A 15151-nucleotide genomic window follows, 5' to 3' on the forward strand; every position below is an offset into this window, starting at 1 on the left:
GGAATTAAGATGCGCAGCGAAAGAAAGCTCGTGCTTGATGGGTGAAAGTAGGAAATGTCCCTGGCAAAGTGGAGAACGATCGGCAATCACGCGGAGGGACTCAAAACAGCCTGCGGCTCCGCCGCGATCCTCGACATCCCCACACAGGAAGCAGCGTGCCCTTTTCTGATAGTGGGCTTGTTCTTTCATAGGGAGGACTTTCTGGTTGTTGCGGTCACCACGTCCTTAACGTGATCGCCAAGCTGGTGTTGCCAAGGCACCCCAGGTAGAGGCACCACCGTATGGTCCTTTTTGACGAGATCATTGCCGAAATGACGGCCCGCGCGTCCGATTTGGAAAATATGGTGACCATGCGCTGCAAGCACCTCCTCGGCCTTTGTCCATTTCTCAGGCGACACCGAAAAAAACAGTTCGAAGTCGACCGAGGCGCTAAGCGCCAGAGCGACTGGATCGAGTTGGCCCAGTTCGGCGACTTTGCGTGTTGACTCGTGCACCGGGATATCGGTCTCTTGTAGCTGATATTTCATTCCAGCAAGGGCTGAAGATTGATCAATCGTTGCCTTGAGGCCGTCTGAAATATCCATGCAGGACGTTGCCAGCTCATGCTTCACAAGCAGCATGCCGATATCAACACGTGCACGGGGGCGTTTCCAGCACTGAAGCAGCGCCTGTTCGTCGCTCACGTCAATTTGAAGGCCCTTGGGTTTTAGCTCTTTAAAGTACGTAAGGGCCCCGATTGCGCCACCAAGAGGGCCGGTCACGCATATGAGATCGCCGTCCCGAACTCCGCTGCGTGTAAGGTAGGCACCTCGCTTGATAATCGAAAAGGCGGTGGCGCTGAACACGTCTGAGACGTATCCTCCAGTGTCTCCTCCAACCACCTGAGTGCCATAGGCGTCGGCGGCCGCTTTGATACCTCGAAAGACCTGCTCGAAATCAGTGACAGACATGTTCTTGGAGTAGCGGACAACGGTAAGCAACCCAGATGGCGTGCACCCCATCGCTGCCATGTCGCTGATGTTCGCGATCGCTAAGTAGTAGCCGACGTCAAAGTAATCGAGGTAGCCGAGCTGAAAGAGATAGAACTCTGTGCCACGAATAAAGTCGGATGCAATAACCAATTGCCGATCGCCGCCGCATTCGATAACTGCGGCGTCGTCCAAGGCAGCGACGCCAACTGCTGCCTCGCCACTCGAAGAGTGTAGGATATCTCGGATGAGACCGATGAGAACGCCTTCGGGCGGCATCTTCATCACATCATTCTCCCAATGGTTAGCCTCTCCGTCAACTTCGCCATGAGGAACTCCGAAAGCGGACCCAAACCGGCCAACAGGAAGACGAAACTGAAGCCCCGGCGATACTCGTCAGATGCCGATAGGAATGCAACCAGCGCGATCACCGAGAGAGTGGTCGTGGACGCGACTAAGCGGGCGATCGCGGGGCGATTGAAATCGAACTCGGTCCTGACTAAAGCTACCGTAAGAGACCACCAATTTGCTATTCTCCCCCACCACTTATCCGACCGCCTGTTCTCTACCGCCCCTTGAAGCAGCCGAATCACTCGTAGGACATGATATGCAGCGTATATCGTGAGGCGCTGCCCATTGGAATCGATCCGAAAGTCGGATCGGGAGTAGTTTTTCATGACCCGCTGGAAAATTAGCTTCCCACGCATGTTTTGGAAGGCGGCTAGCGTCTCACCGTATGCGAAGAAGTGCGACTCGAGCAGGATCGCATCGATGTTAAAACGAAAATACCGATCCTTCCCGGAGTCGGTGTAGAACGCAATAATCTCAGTTCCCACATACGCCGGGTCAATGGCTGAGCCATTGTAGATTTTTACAAGCAAGCGACGAAGATCCTGGCGGACATCGTTCAGATCTTCTCCGCTGAATCCGAGCGACCTCATCCGGTAGATGCAGTTGATGTAGAAGAGGCTGTGGATCGGATGGTTGTAGGCCCCGCTGTCCGAGACGCGGTTAGCGTTTGCGCGGTGTGTGTCCAGCACTTGCTCAAGCCGCGCTCGCACTTCTGTTGAGAGGCCATCCGCTTTCAGGTCGAACCGCTGCATCGCGTCGGCAATTGCCATGAGCACATAGGCCGTGATGAGGTTGTTAGCAGCGTCCTTGGAGTTTGCGCCCTCTTCTGGGTCCGATTGCTCCGCGGTTGTCGTTTCGCTTTTGCCCGCGGCCCCACCATTGTTTGAGCGCCTGTCCGATTCGGCACGGAGCGTTGGTCGCCAGCCTGCGTAGCGTTGCTTTGGCCCCGCCGTGTTTTCAAGAAGGAACTGTATCTCCTGCTCGAGTTCGGCGGGAGTTTCGAGCGCTAGCAGGCACAAACACCGCTTTACCAGGATGCTCCTGTAATGCTCTTGTAGCTTTTCTAGGAGTGGATCCTTTATCGCCCCGCGGCGTGTATCACCGAAGACCTCCTTACAACGATTAATAAGTGAGGTGATCGAGTCGATCGTGTCGGAATGGTCGCTTATTGCGATCCAGAGCGCAATGGCAGTGAGCCCGAATTGGTGGGTTTTGGCGCCGTCTTGGTCCAGAAATTCTCCCGGCAGCTGACCATACGGCGGGTGCAAGCGGGCGCGCTTCGCGGCATAGTCCGCTAATGACGTAGCCAAGTTGTTCCGTGCGGTATCTAGGTTAGCGACGATAGTTGATCTACGCATAATCCTTGCCCCCCATGTGTGATACACAATGCGCTCAAAACTGCCAAGGTGGATCCTAGGTACGCTCGGGTCCCGGCGTCAGAAATACGCTAGAAAACCGTGCCTTTCGCGCTATGCTGACGTCCTCAGGGGTGCGGTACATGTTTTATTTTGATCATAAGACTCGGTATGAAGAGAGCGCCAGCGAGTTCCACGAGCTTGTTGCCACAGGCTACGAAAGCGTCGCTCGTTACTACGAGATCAATGCTGCGGAGCGCGTTCAGATGGACGTTCCGCCTGTCTGGAAACGCCCGCTCGACAGTCGTGTTCTGAGGCTTTTGCAGGCACTGTCCTATGGGCGGTGTCCTTTTTGCGAACGGGCAAATGTCGCTCTTCAACCCTATCGGTTTCGGCCACCTGCCTACGCAGAGCCTATCAGCAAGCCCGAGGAAAAGGCGTCGTACCTTTGGCTGGCTTTCCATTGGGACAACTTCTTTCCCATCTGTGACGACTGTGTCCCTCGCCGAAAAAACTTTTTCCCTGTCTCTGCCGATCGAGCCCCCAATCCAGCTTCGACCAGCACCAGCGACGACCTGAAAAGTTTGGCGACCTTGGAGAGGCCTCTTCTGCTCTACCCTGGAGAGCTGGAAAATCCGCAAACAGCGTTCACCGCGCAGCTCGATGGTACGCTCGTTGGAAGGACAAAGCGGGCCGCCGCCACCATTAAGCACTTCGGGCTCAACCGAACGGAGTTGGTCGCTGAGCGGTCTGCCGCGACCGAGCGATTGCTTGTCGAACTCGAGACCAGACCTAAGGTTGATGATGCGCCGGCAACCCCTTTCACGCACAGAGAGTTCGGCGGCTTCTTGTATTTGGTGCTTCGCCGGGTTGCTTGGGAATTCGGCAGGCAGGCACGATCCACGCTCCCGGTGGGTCAGGCGACAATACAAGCGTCCTTTCATCGCTGGATGGAGCGATCCGACTATCACACGACCCTTCACGAAGCTCTGCGAGCTCTCAGAGAGGCAGGGCTGGCGGCCGGGAGCCGCTCGCCAGGGACTGCTGCGTGGGAGCCACCAGAAATTGGAGGTCGCCTTGAGGGTGTGACGATTACAAATTTCAAGTCGCTCGCGAATATTAGTATTAAGCTTCCTCCGGCACCTGATGTCAGCAATGACCCCTTGCTCACCCTAACTGGTGACGAGGATGACGCCAGGAGGCTTTCCCAGGGGTTCTTAATTCTCGGCGAGAATGCAGCGGGAAAGAGCAGCCTCCTCGAAGCGATCGCGCTCGCGGCCATGCCAAGCGATCAGGCAAACAACGTGATCGTGCGATCAGATCGCGAACTCATTCCTCTTGATCCGAGGTATATGGAGAGTTTGGCGCCGCAACCTCAGGGCCCCCAGCGGCGTTCGGCGGAAGTCCATCTGGTCTTCGAAGGGGGACAGCAGCGTTCTATCAGCATCGACCCGCAGCGCGGGGAAATCGAACTCCAAGCGGACAATGTGTTTCAGCCGGTGGTATTTGCCTACGGTGCACGCAGGCTCTTTGGCTCACCTCGCCGGCGCGGCGCAATCCGGCACGTCGACACGCTTTTCAAAAGAGACGCCCAAATATCGAACCCTGAGCCGTGGCTCATCGACCTCTGGAAAAGGGACCGCGACGCACTCTCTGAGGTAGTGAGTGCGTTGCGCCACATCATTCAGATCGAAGGACGGTTCGAGGACATCGACGTAGAGGTCGATGCCAGCGGGCTGGAGCACTGCATGATCAAGCTTAAGAAGCAGCGCTCCAACGGTGAAGAATTCATTATGCTGCAGCGCCTCGATGCTGCATCTTCGGGCTATCGTGCTATCCTTGCTCTCGTCTGCGATGTATTACAGGGCCTGATGAAGTCCGAGCGTAGCAGTAGCCGTCCGGGCAAACGGCGGGCCTCTCGTTTGGATCATGCGCGCGCGGCGCGGCGCCTCAGCGCGATCGTCCTTGTTGACGAAATTGAAGCGCACCTGCATCCGCGGTGGAAGCTGAGTATCATGACTGGTCTCCGGCGCGCCCTGCCGAATGCCAACTTCATAGTCACTTCTCATGATCCACTTTGCTTGCGCGGAATGCGAAACGGGGAGGTTGGGATGCTCAACCGCTACCTGCTTCCTGACCGGGAGGCGGAAGCCGTGCAGCTTGTCGCGAACTTCACGAACTTTGAGAACCTCACTATCGAGCAGTTGCTCACTTCAAACCTATTCCAGCTCTTCTCAACCGACCACCAACGCACCGACAGCGCGCTCGCCAAAGCTGCGAGCATTCTCAGTCGCAATCCACCGTCCTCTAATCCCCTCTCGGGGCCGGCAGAGGCCGCCATCGATGCTTTCAATGACGAGATAGCGAGCGCTCTTCCCTATGGCCGCTCGGAGGTCACGCAGCTAGTGCAGGAGGCTGTCGCTGAGTATCTGGCGGAACGACGTACCGAGGGCAGCGACCGTTCCGAGGATTTGCGCCGACGCGCGAAGAAGCAGGTGCTTGACTACCTGCGAGGTGGGGTCGGATGAGGCGGGTCGATCGAGCATCGGTAGCGGAACCGGCGATCCTGCAGAAACCCTTCAAGGATGGCCGGACGGAGTTTGACCGAGCGGCAGCTCACTACGCGGGCGGGAGCGCTGGCTCGTACGAATTCGCTAGATACAGTGACGCATCCGTGAAGCAGGCCCTTGAGACACTGTTTCATGGGAAGTGCGCCTACTGTGAGAGTGCATATTCGAATGTCCACCCAGTAGACGTCGAGCACTATCGCCCGAAGAGCGCTGTCGAGGGCGTGCGTAATCACAGGGGGTATTGGTGGCTTGGTATGCAATGGGACAACCTACTTCCTAGCTGCATAGACTGTAACCGACGTCGAGATCAGAAAGTGCCCGTCCCCACCGAGGCAACTGCCGAACCGTTCTTCATGCCAGGAGCGATGGATCCTTCGCAAAGCCTGCTTGCGGGAAAAGCGACCCTGTTCCCCCTTGCAAGGGAATCCTTTCGCGCAACGGAGATAGACCGCAATATCGATAGCGAGGAGCGGTTACTGCTTGACCCAACTCGCGACGACCCCCGGCTTCACTTACGGTTCTATGTGGATCGATCCCGGCTCGTGGGACTTGTCTATCCCGCAGGCGAAACGGCCATCCTTCCCAACCCGCAGGTTAATCTCTCGGACCTTGCCCTTGCGGCGGCGCGAGCCGGCGTCAGCGCGATGGGTGCCGTGTCGATCCAGGTCTATGGCCTCAACCGCCTTGGACTCGTTCAGGCACGCACTAGGCACCTACGAGACTTGGAATTTCTGTACAAACTGAGCGTCGAACTTGCAGAACTTTCAGCAGAGTTCGGTGAGGCAATCGCCATGCGAAAAGCTAGACTTGCCAAATTGCCAGCCGCCAGGGCCAAAACTGCAGGCAAAGATATCGAGACTGATGAGAAAGTTTGCAAGAGGCTAGAAGAGTTCGCGACCGAAATCCGTAGCAAGTTGAAAGAACTCATGGACCCCAAGGCGCCATACTCAGAGTTGAGCGGGGCGTGGCTAAGGGCTTTACTCCGGGACGCTTAGCAGTAAAGGCGGTTGTCTTGGGCTGCTGTTGCCGACAAAATCTGGTTCCGACAGGGAGCACCTAGCGGAGGGGAACTCGTTAAAGAGAGCAAAGGGCGAGGTCCGCCATTCCCGCGCGCTTCCACGGTGTTAGGAGTAGATCCAATAGAGGTGGTGACGAAACTGTACCTCTGCCACCAAACTCGTGAGCACTTTTGAAGAGGACATAGTTGTTCCCTCTCCCCTCTGTGACGCACATGACGAAGTCGATCATACTCTGCATCTGTCGCTCTGTGGTGGTTAGGAAGAGAACAACCATCCCCTCCTCCATGCCGTAGTGCTTCTTGTACAATTGGCCGCCAACAAACTGCCGGTACTGCAAAAAGGTCCTGAGGAACGAATTCCGCTCGAACGATCCATGCGAAGCCAACTCAGTGGCGCGATCGGTTTCGAGCAGGAAGCAGAGCTTCTTGTCGCCGTAACGAATTCCGAAGAGCTGGTCGGGAATGAGTTTATGGGAATGGCTTCGGCCTTTGTGAGTAAATGTCACGACCGCTGAGAGCTGTTGGATGGCGGGAGGGCGTCACTTCCTCATTCATCAAAACAATCCACAGAAATATTTAGTTGGTACTTCTGTTGGCACGTAGTGACGATGCCAGGGGGCCAAACACTTGGAAACAAAGTCAAATTTGTTTCTTTTGGAATCCGCCTCTGGGCACCATTTGACTTTCCCAGCGCTTCCCACGACGTCTCACCAATCAATACAAATCAATGACATAGCCTAGTTTGGCGGTTTATGGTGACCCAACGCGTACCGTTGCAACGCATCGGTTTGTGGGTAACGATTTAGGCGTTACCCATTACCCGGGAGGTCCGTTACCCATGTCTCTCTCTGACTTCGCCTGCAAGAACGCTAGGCCCAAAGACAAGCCGTATCGTCTTGCGGATGGCGACGGGCTTTATCTCCTCGTCCGCACCAACGGCTCCAGACTCTGGCAACTGCGGTACCGCTACCTGGAGAAGGAAAATATCCTCTCCTTTGGAAAATACCCGCTGGTGTCACTTCTCGACGCGAGAGGAAAGCGCGACGACGCCAAGAGGCTGTTGATCGCCGGCATCAACCCCTCCACCAAACGCAAAGAGGCGAAAAACGCAGCCATCACGGAAGCACGCACGACCTTCGCCTTGGTCGCCCAGGAGTATGTCACGCGGATGGAGGAACGGGACGCTGCAGCGGCTACCGTCACCAAAACCAAATGGCTCCTGGAAGATCTGGCCGGCCCACTCGCCAAGCGCCCCATTAACGAGATCACTCCAGCCGAAATTTTCCAACTCCTCCAGAAGATCGAAAAGAGTGGTCGAAGAGAGACAGCGCGGCGTTTACGCGGCGTGATAGGCAGCGTCTTCCGCTTGGCCATTGTCACCTTACGGGCAGAGGCCGACCCAACCCTACACCTCCGGGGCGCTCTCCAGCCGCCGAAAGTCAACGGTCGTGCCGCTATCACCGATGAAAAGAAGTTCGGCAAGCTCCTGATGACGGTCGACGAATACGACGGCTGGCCGACCATCAGAGCCGCCCTCCGGTTTCTTGCCCTCACCTGTGTCCGCCCTGGCGAAGTACGGGGGGCCACGCGCGACGAGTTCGACCGAAAGAAAGCCGTCTGGCATATTCCGGCCGAGCGCATGAAGATGCGTGCTCCGCACGACGTGCCACTGTCCAAACAGGCGCTTTCGGTCTTGGAAGAGGTCTGGCAGCTCTCAGAGGACGGCGGCCTAGTCTTTCCTTCGATCCGCTCCACAAAACGGCCGCTTTCCGAGAACGCCATGAACGCTGCGCTACGACGTATGGGCTACGGAAAGGACGAAGTGACCGCACATGGTTTCAGGGTGACCGCCAGCACCATCCTCAACGCCCGCGACTACGATCCAGACGTGATTGAAACTGTCCTGGCGCACCAGGACAAGAACGCCATCCGGCGGACCTACAACCGAGCGACTTATTGGGAGCAGCGGGTCACGCTAATGCAGGAGTGGGGAGATCTGCTAGACGCGTTAAAGGCGAACCATTAGTCTTACACACATTCCTCGATCGGATCGCTGTTTTCCGTGTTGGCGTTGATCGCTGCCGATATACGTTGGCATCAGCTTGGCATTGTGCGGCCGGATACGGTCCGCTCAACGTCGGATGAGCGAGGCCAAACGGAGGATGGCGAAGATCGTCCCACCAGCCCGGAAGGCTTCTGCACAATGATCACGACCCACTCGGAGATCGCCAGGCACGGCGAGGTATATCGCTCCGCCAGACTGGAGCATTTGGCCAGGCAGATGATGCGCCACATCGAGCGCACCGACGCCTCGGCTCAGGAAGTCGAGCAAGCGCTGGCAAAGCTTGCTGAGGCAAATATGGCCGAGCGGCATTAGCGGCGCCCCGACTGTCAACATTCTCCCTTAGCACCCCGATTGCCAATGTCCGCCGATCCCTCCGAACCATCGCCTGTAGTCTGACGAAACAACTTTGCTCTCACAGGGCCACATCGGGATTCAATTTGCTTGGCGCCCCCTCGACCGTAGGGCAAACTTCCCGCGGGGCTGCAGGAGGTGAAATGAGAGCACGTGCAGCGACGCTCGGGGATCTCGAGGATGTCTTCCATGGCCTGTCCAAGCGGATGTCGGACGAGTACGCGGCGGCCGGCAAGGACAGCAAGATCGCCTACGACAATCTGATGATGAATTTGAAGGAAGGCCGGGCGCACGCGCTTGTCGAGGGCGAGAAGGCAGTGGCGATCGTCGCCTGGCATGAGAACAGCGATGCCGCCGATACGCTGTTTGCCGCGCAGGAGGATTTCTTCCGGGGCTCGACCGTGCGCTTCTGCAAGCGGCATATCAGGCACATCCAGGCGCTGGCCGGCAACCTTCCCATTCACTCGCGCAGCTGGCTGCAGGGGCCTGACGTCTCCAGATGGTTCGGCATTATCGGCTATGTCGAGAGCGGCCAGGAGAATGGCGCCAATCTGTTCGAACTGCCGCCGGCGCGCGCCGCCAGCTAAGGAACCCGGGCTGGCGAGAGGGTCCTCCTTGCCGTAAACGCCTGATGTACATCGCCATCGCCCGCGCAAATTCGTGGATGCGGGTTACCTCTTCGGCTCCAGGCTTTGACCGATGGGGCTCCAGGCGCTTTAACCCGGTGGCCTTGCGAATTGCACACTCGGCCGCTTTTGACTGCCTCAGCAAGCGGCTTGCGCAGGGCGACGATTGGCGGGATGTTATTGGGGGCAACCGGGGCCAAACCGGCAGGCCGAGATCGATATGGCTGCTGGAAAATGTCGCGAGCTTGCTTCGCCTTTCTTACCTTTGTTGGCTTGCTGACGCCGGTTGAGGCAAGCGAGCGCATGTCTCATCTGCTTGACCGCTCCAACCTCCCGATCGCCTATTTTCGCGAATCGGATCTTGTGACCGCATACACGACTGCAATGGCGCGCTTCCGTCTGCAGCTCACAGGACGTCCCGGCGAAACCAATCTTGCGGTCCCTCTCGAACCATCGCTTTTGCGGGCGGAATTCCGTGCGCGGACATGGCGCTCGGCGGACGGCAGCTTGTTGCAAGGTTTCGCCGGCAAGGGCGGCTTCCGGTTGACTGTCGGTAACTGCTTGGCGCGTATCTGCGCTGCCAGCGAATGCAGCGATGCCGGTTGGCCGGTTTACGCCTGCAGCGACGGACGCAAGCGCAAGATGTCCGTCACGGATTTTGTGACGGCAAGCTTCGATGGCATCCCCTATCGTCGATTGAGCGCCCCTCCTTCACAGGAATGATGGCGCGGGGCCTGTTGATCTAGCGCCTGAAATTGGCTTTCGTCAGCGGCAGTCTGAAGCGGCCACTCAAAGGGCGCGGTGCGGCCGCTTTCGTAATCCCGCTTTTCCTGCGCGATGGACTCCAGTTCCCGGAACAATCCAGCGTCATAGAACCGAAAGGCCTCGACTTTCCGGAACGCCTTCACACCGGCATTCGGGTCCACTCCTCGCCGCCTTGCTTGGTGACGGCGACGTGGGTTTCGTTGCTTCACGATTTGCGCCAGGCGCCCTTCATCCGGTGTCTCCTCTGGCGCAAAGAACGGGATGACGCGTCTCATGGTCCCTTGCGGGTCGGAGACAAAATCTTCGTACCCACCAACAGGCGTTCGAATTTAGCCCGTGTGTCCACCCACTTTGCCATGAAGGCAGCCCATCCATCGCTTCGGATGAGTGCGAATTCCTTAAAGCTTTCCTTCGTGTCCTGCCCGCCGTCCAGGAGGTACAGTTCAAAGTCATAGCTAGGTGGCGAACTCGGAGAAGTCTACCGACTTTGACAGGTACGTACTGACTTGGGACCATTGCCCGGTGGAATTCGCTAGGGTCGGACCAACACCGCAACCTTCGAACAAACGATCCGGCGCGATCTCCAAACCGCCGGTCCGCCCTGTCGAAAACGTCAGCCGGTTCGGCGGACCATTTGAGGCTCACTGCCGTTGATTTCCAGACGCTTCCTGCGACTATCGGCATGTGCGCTTGCGGCAGATAGAGGTCGAACCAATGCATTACGATTACTCCGATCATATCTTCGTCGACCTCGTGCCCGAGCAGTTTGGTCCGCTGGACACCACCGTGGCGCGATACAGCGGGCTTGTCGCCACCGCCTTTCGCTACCGATCCGGCGTTGCCGGTCTTCGCATCAGCAATGCGAAGGGCGAAATCGTCATGCTGCCGTTCCAGGGGCAACAGATTTGGGACGCAACGTTCCTCAACCGCTCGCTGACCATGCGATCGATGTTCGACGTGCCGGTTGCGACCCGTGACTACCTCTCCAACTATGGCGCGTTTTTCCTTCACTGTGGCGCCACTGCGATGGGGAATCCGGGTCCCGACGACCACCATCCGCTGCATGGCGACCTGCCCAATGCACCCTATGGGGATGTCCAGCTGATCATCGGGGACAATGCCGAAGGGCCGTTCATGGCCCTGACCGGGCGTTGCCGCCAGACTGTCGCCTTCAGCCACGACTATGTGACGCAACCGACCGTGCGGCTGCAGCGCGACGCCACCGGCGTTGCCGTCGACATCGCCATCACCAATCTGAAACGCTCTGCCATGGAGCTGATGTATCTGGCGCACATCAATTTCAGACCGGCAGATGACGGTCGTCTGGTCGACAGCGTGGTCGATGATGACGCCGACATCGTCGTACGCCAGGTGCTGCCACCCTTTTTCAAGCCAAGCGAAAGCTACCTTGCCTATCGCGACGCCATTGTCGCTGCCCCGTCGCGCCATCGCACGCTGACCAAGAACGAGCCAATCGACCCCGAACTCGTACTGACGATGAAAGCCAAGGCGGACGCCGAAGGCTGGGCGCACGCCTTGCAGGTCCATCCGGACCGCACAGCGGATTTCGTCAGCTTTCGTCCATCCGAGCTCAACTATGCCGTTCGTTGGATTACGCGCGGCGCCGACCAGGATGCGCTTGGCCTCGTGCTGCCGGCAACTGCCGAACCCGATGGCTATCTCGCGGCCAAGGAAAGAGGCCGCCTCGTTCGCGTCGCCGCTGGGGAAACATTCCACTGCGGCTTGCTCTTTGGCGCGATGGACGCGGAGGAGGCCGCAAGGCAGGAACAGTTGATTTCAGAGATTCGGACCGGGGTCGCCTAGCGTTCATCCCTGACTGCCAACGCCGCCTGCACCGCGCGGTTGACCGTCACCGGCAGGATCGACATGTGGTTTTCGCCGGGGTGCAATTCGAAGCTTGCGCGTACCCCAGGCAATGCATCGAGGCGCTCGGCCATCGCCCGCGCGAATTCGTCGGTGCGCGTCAGCTTCTTCTGCTGCAGGCGTTTTTCCTCGTCCTCCGCTCCGATCTGAAACGGCGCCAGCTTCTCGGTCTCGTACTCGCCGGCCGACAGGATCACAGCGGCCTTCAGGTCATCTGGGACAGCTGTCTCGAAAGCTTCGAGAAAGCGATCGATGGCGCGGTCTTCCCAGTAGATGGCAGCAATGAAGGTGCGGAACGAAAGCGGGCGCGTGAACAGGGCGTAGAGCGCAAACAGGCCGCCGAAGAAATGGCCGTAAAGCGCCTGGCGTTTCTCATCGATCCTGGTCCGGCTGGCGACCCGGGGCTTCAGTTCATCCTCGATGAAGGCCAGAAATCCCCTGCCCCGCCGGTCCTGACCTCTGATGTGCCCTCATAAAAGGGCGGATAGGTCTTGCCCGGCGGCCCATGCCGGTTGACTTTGAAACATGAGTTTCATAGTCAATATTAAAGATGCCACCAACAGTGAACAATCCAGCGGTCGCATGTCGGGCGCTGCGACTCCCCGCCGCAGTCGCGCAACGCATGGCGACGCCGAATTGATCGGCGGCATCATCTTTTCCCCGCGAACACGGTCCATATGGAATAATACGGCGGCGTGCCATCCGAGTGCGGACGCGTGTTGCATGCGAGCCAGGCGTCCGAAAAATCGGTGACAAGTGCGGCCGGAACGTGTTGAAGATGACCGTCAACACAGAGAGGGACGTGCGATCGGGTTGCACTCGGCAAGTGTTGATGGTTTGTTGCCGGTCAGCGGAGAACGAGTGATGCGAGAATCGATCGGTCAAGACGAATATGGGTCGGCGAACCCCTTCGATCCGGACGACCTGCCCAATCTGAACGCGATCGGGCCGGGGATCGGCAACAACGATTTCGAGAAATACGCTGTCGCCGTGATTATCGTTTTCGGCGCCCTGATCATTGGCGGCCTGATGGCCGCATCGATGGCCTTCGGCCATCGAAACGGGTTCCTTTTCGCACTTGGCGGCGCCACATCGGCCTGGATCTCCGGAAATGCGCTTCTGCTCGACCGGCCGCGCATCTACGCGCTGTTCGTCGGCATCGCCGCCCTGATGCTGATCGCATCGACCATCACGCTGGTTACCTGACGGCCCTTGCCGGGCTGTGAACCAGAACCTTTCCGAAAGTGCAAACCGGTATCAATATCCGAGCGCTTCGCCCGATGCAGCGCGGCTGTCGATAGCGCCATTGTAGCGCGCGCCGCCGCCCTTTTCGATTTCCGCGAGGCTCTTGCCGCCGACGAGAATGCCGGCCGCCTGGCCCCAGGTCTGGTCACTCAGATCGAGATGATAGCCCATGCCGGCCAGCAGTTTTTCCGTGTCAGGCGACAGGCCGAACGGCTCGACATAGACCGTATCGGGCAGCCACTGGTGGTGGATGCGCGGCGCGTCGATCGCTTCCTGGATGTTCATGCCATGGTCGATGACATTGACGATCGCTTCCAGCGTGATGGTGATGATGCGCGAGCCGCCCGGGCTGCCGATGACCATGAACGGCTTGCCGTCCCTGGCGACGATGGTCGGGCTCATCGATGACAGCGGCGTCTTCCTCGGCTGGATGGCGTTGGCCTCGCCCTGGACCAGACCGTAGAGGTTGGGCACGCCCGGCTTCTGGGTGAAGTCGTCCATCTCGTTGTTGAGCAGGATGCCGGTGCCGTCGGCAACCACGCCGGCGCCGAAGGAGCCGTTCAGCGTATAGGTGACCGCTACCGCGTTGCCGTCCTTGTCGATGATCGAATAATGCGTCGTCTCCTTCGATTCGCCAAAACCCTTCGGCATCAGGTCCTGCGAGACGCCGGCCCTGAACGGATCGATCTTGTCGCGGATATCCTTGGCATAAGCTTTATCAAGCAGTTTCGAGACCGGATTGTCGACGAAATCGGGATCGCCGAGCGCCGAGTTACGATCGACATAGGCATGGCGCATGGCCTCGACCATGACATGCACCGTCTCGGCCGAGCCGGCGCCGAGATAGGACAAGGGATACCCCTCCAGCACGTTGAGGATTTCGCAGATGATGACGCCGCCGGAACTCGGCGGTGGCGAGGAGGTGATCTCGTAGCCGCGATAGGAGCAGGTCACGGGTTTCAGTTCGCGCACCGCATATTGCTCGAAATCCTGTTTGGCCAGGATGCCGCCCTTGGCGCCGCTCGCCTTGACGATGGCGTCGGCGATGGCGCCTTTGTAGAAGGCGTCGGCGCCTTTTTCGGAAATCGCCGAGAGCGAGGCAGCAAGGTCGGGCTGGGTGAGCCGCTCGCCGATGCCAAAGGGCTTGCCATCGGGCTTCAGGAAGGCCGCGGCCGCGGCCGGATCCTTCGCCAGCCGATTCGCGCTGCCGGCAAAAGAAGCGGCATCGCCCTGATTGAGGATGAAGCCATCCTTGGCATAGTTGATCGCCGGCGCCATCAGGTCCTGGCGGGACAGGGTGCCATATTTCTCGCGCGCCATTTCAAAGCCGGCCACCGAGCCCGGCACGCCGACAGCAAGATAGCCGTCGAGGCTAGCGCCCTTCACCGGGTTGCCGCCCTTGTCGAGATACATGGTCTTGGTCGCAGCCAACGGCGCCCGTTCGCGGAAATCGAGGAAGGTCGATTTGCCATCGGCGAAACGGATGGTCATGAAGCCGCCGCCGCCGATGTTGCCGGCATTGGGGTAGACCACAGCCAGAGCATAGCCCACGGCCACAGCCGCATCGACGGCATTGCCGCCCTTCTTCAACACGTCGACACCGACTTCCGAGGCCAGATGCTGGGCTGTCACCACCATGCCGTGTTCGCCCTTGGCCGGTGCGGGTGACGCGGCGAAGACGCGCGTCAAAGGCGTCAGGACAAAGGTGAGGGAAAGACTGGCGGCGATCAGTGTCCGACGGGTGAGATGCATTGCGGGTTCTCCTGGCGGGAATGCCTAGAAGACCGTGTTGGGCTGATCGAGTCCACTAACAATTGAAGGAGCGTGAGAAAGAGCCCCCTCACCCGGATTGCCATCCGAATTGCGAAAGGCAATTCGGGGCAATCCGACCTCTCTCCGAGGGGGAGGAACTTGTCAGCGCCGACGCCCGTCTATTCTCCCCTCCGGGCGGTG

Annotated in this window: 14 protein-coding genes and 1 pseudogene; 9 read left to right on the forward strand and 6 right to left on the reverse strand. The window is 58.7% G+C overall.

What is annotated here, in order from left to right; translation table 11 throughout:
- Positions 1 to 185: 185 nt before the first annotated feature.
- Complete coding sequence (thiL, locus tag HGP13_RS35295; RefSeq protein ID WP_172234469.1) at positions 186 to 1253, reverse strand: thiamine-phosphate kinase; 1068 nt, start codon at positions 1251 to 1253, stop codon at positions 186 to 188.
- The gene (locus HGP13_RS35300; RefSeq protein ID WP_172234470.1) at positions 1253 to 2587 is read right to left on the reverse strand and encodes a hypothetical protein; all 1335 of its coding nucleotides are present in this window, start codon (positions 2585 to 2587) and stop codon (positions 1253 to 1255) included. Before HGP13_RS35300 ends, thiL begins: the two co-directional genes overlap by 1 nt.
- 230 nt (positions 2588 to 2817) lie before the next feature.
- Here HGP13_RS35300 and HGP13_RS35305 point away from each other — a divergent pair, with 230 nt between their 5' ends.
- From HGP13_RS35305 to HGP13_RS35335, 7 genes are all read left to right on the forward strand, one after another.
- A complete protein-coding gene (locus HGP13_RS35305; protein ID WP_172234471.1) occupies positions 2818 to 5202 on the forward strand; it encodes an AAA family ATPase in 2385 nt (794 codons plus the stop codon).
- 356 nt (positions 5203 to 5558) lie between these two features.
- On the forward strand, positions 5559 to 6239 hold the full coding sequence (locus HGP13_RS35310) for a hypothetical protein (RefSeq protein ID WP_172234472.1): 681 nt from the start codon (positions 5559 to 5561) through the stop codon (positions 6237 to 6239).
- 331 nt (positions 6240 to 6570) lie between these two features.
- Entirely contained in the window at positions 6571 to 6777 is a 207-nt protein-coding gene (locus tag HGP13_RS35315) for a hypothetical protein (RefSeq protein WP_172234473.1), read from the forward strand.
- A 323-nt stretch (positions 6778 to 7100) separates the two neighbouring features.
- A complete protein-coding gene (locus tag HGP13_RS35320; RefSeq protein ID WP_172234474.1) occupies positions 7101 to 8288 on the forward strand; it encodes an integrase arm-type DNA-binding domain-containing protein in 1188 nt (395 codons plus the stop codon).
- A 177-nt stretch (positions 8289 to 8465) separates the two neighbouring features.
- Complete coding sequence (locus HGP13_RS35325) at positions 8466 to 8639, forward strand: hypothetical protein (protein WP_172234475.1); 174 nt, start codon at positions 8466 to 8468, stop codon at positions 8637 to 8639.
- 182 nt (positions 8640 to 8821) lie between these two features.
- A complete protein-coding gene (locus tag HGP13_RS35330; RefSeq protein ID WP_172234476.1) occupies positions 8822 to 9265 on the forward strand; it encodes a hypothetical protein in 444 nt (147 codons plus the stop codon).
- A gap of 342 nt (positions 9266 to 9607) precedes the next feature.
- Positions 9608 to 10027 (forward strand): hypothetical protein, encoded by a 420-nt coding sequence (locus tag HGP13_RS35335; protein WP_172234477.1) that lies wholly within the window; start codon positions 9608 to 9610, stop codon positions 10025 to 10027.
- Here HGP13_RS35335 and HGP13_RS35340 read toward each other — a convergent pair.
- On the reverse strand, positions 9991 to 10344 hold the full coding sequence (locus HGP13_RS35340; RefSeq protein WP_172234478.1) for a hypothetical protein: 354 nt from the start codon (positions 10342 to 10344) through the stop codon (positions 9991 to 9993). The two genes, HGP13_RS35335 and HGP13_RS35340, sit on opposite strands and share 37 nt — an antisense overlap.
- Before the next feature lie 439 nt (positions 10345 to 10783).
- Here HGP13_RS35340 and HGP13_RS35345 point away from each other — a divergent pair, with 439 nt between their 5' ends.
- Complete coding sequence (locus tag HGP13_RS35345) at positions 10784 to 11893, forward strand: DUF4432 family protein (RefSeq protein ID WP_172234479.1); 1110 nt, start codon at positions 10784 to 10786, stop codon at positions 11891 to 11893.
- On the opposite strand, the gene HGP13_RS38410 is transcribed toward HGP13_RS35345, so the two are convergent.
- Both HGP13_RS38410 and HGP13_RS38875 read right to left on the reverse strand, forming a co-directional pair.
- Positions 11890 to 12150, reverse strand: coding sequence for a hypothetical protein (locus HGP13_RS38410; RefSeq protein ID WP_246707238.1), 261 nt, complete (start codon positions 12148 to 12150; stop codon positions 11890 to 11892). The two genes, HGP13_RS35345 and HGP13_RS38410, sit on opposite strands and share 4 nt — an antisense overlap.
- A gap of 150 nt (positions 12151 to 12300) precedes the next feature.
- Positions 12301 to 12417, reverse strand: a pseudogene (locus tag HGP13_RS38875) (alpha/beta hydrolase); the annotation flags it as partial.
- 490 nt (positions 12418 to 12907) lie between these two features.
- Between HGP13_RS38875 and HGP13_RS38880 the strand changes: the two are divergent.
- A complete protein-coding gene (locus tag HGP13_RS38880) occupies positions 12908 to 13159 on the forward strand; it encodes a hypothetical protein (protein WP_172234988.1) in 252 nt (83 codons plus the stop codon).
- A 51-nt stretch (positions 13160 to 13210) separates the two neighbouring features.
- Here the strand turns inward: HGP13_RS38880 and ggt are convergent, their stop codons facing one another.
- A complete protein-coding gene (ggt, locus tag HGP13_RS35360; RefSeq protein ID WP_172234480.1) occupies positions 13211 to 14950 on the reverse strand; it encodes a gamma-glutamyltransferase in 1740 nt (579 codons plus the stop codon).
- Positions 14951 to 15151: the final 201 nt, after the last annotated feature.

Source organism: Mesorhizobium sp. NZP2077 (assembly GCF_013170805.1).
Taxonomy (GTDB): domain Bacteria; phylum Pseudomonadota; class Alphaproteobacteria; order Rhizobiales; family Rhizobiaceae; genus Mesorhizobium.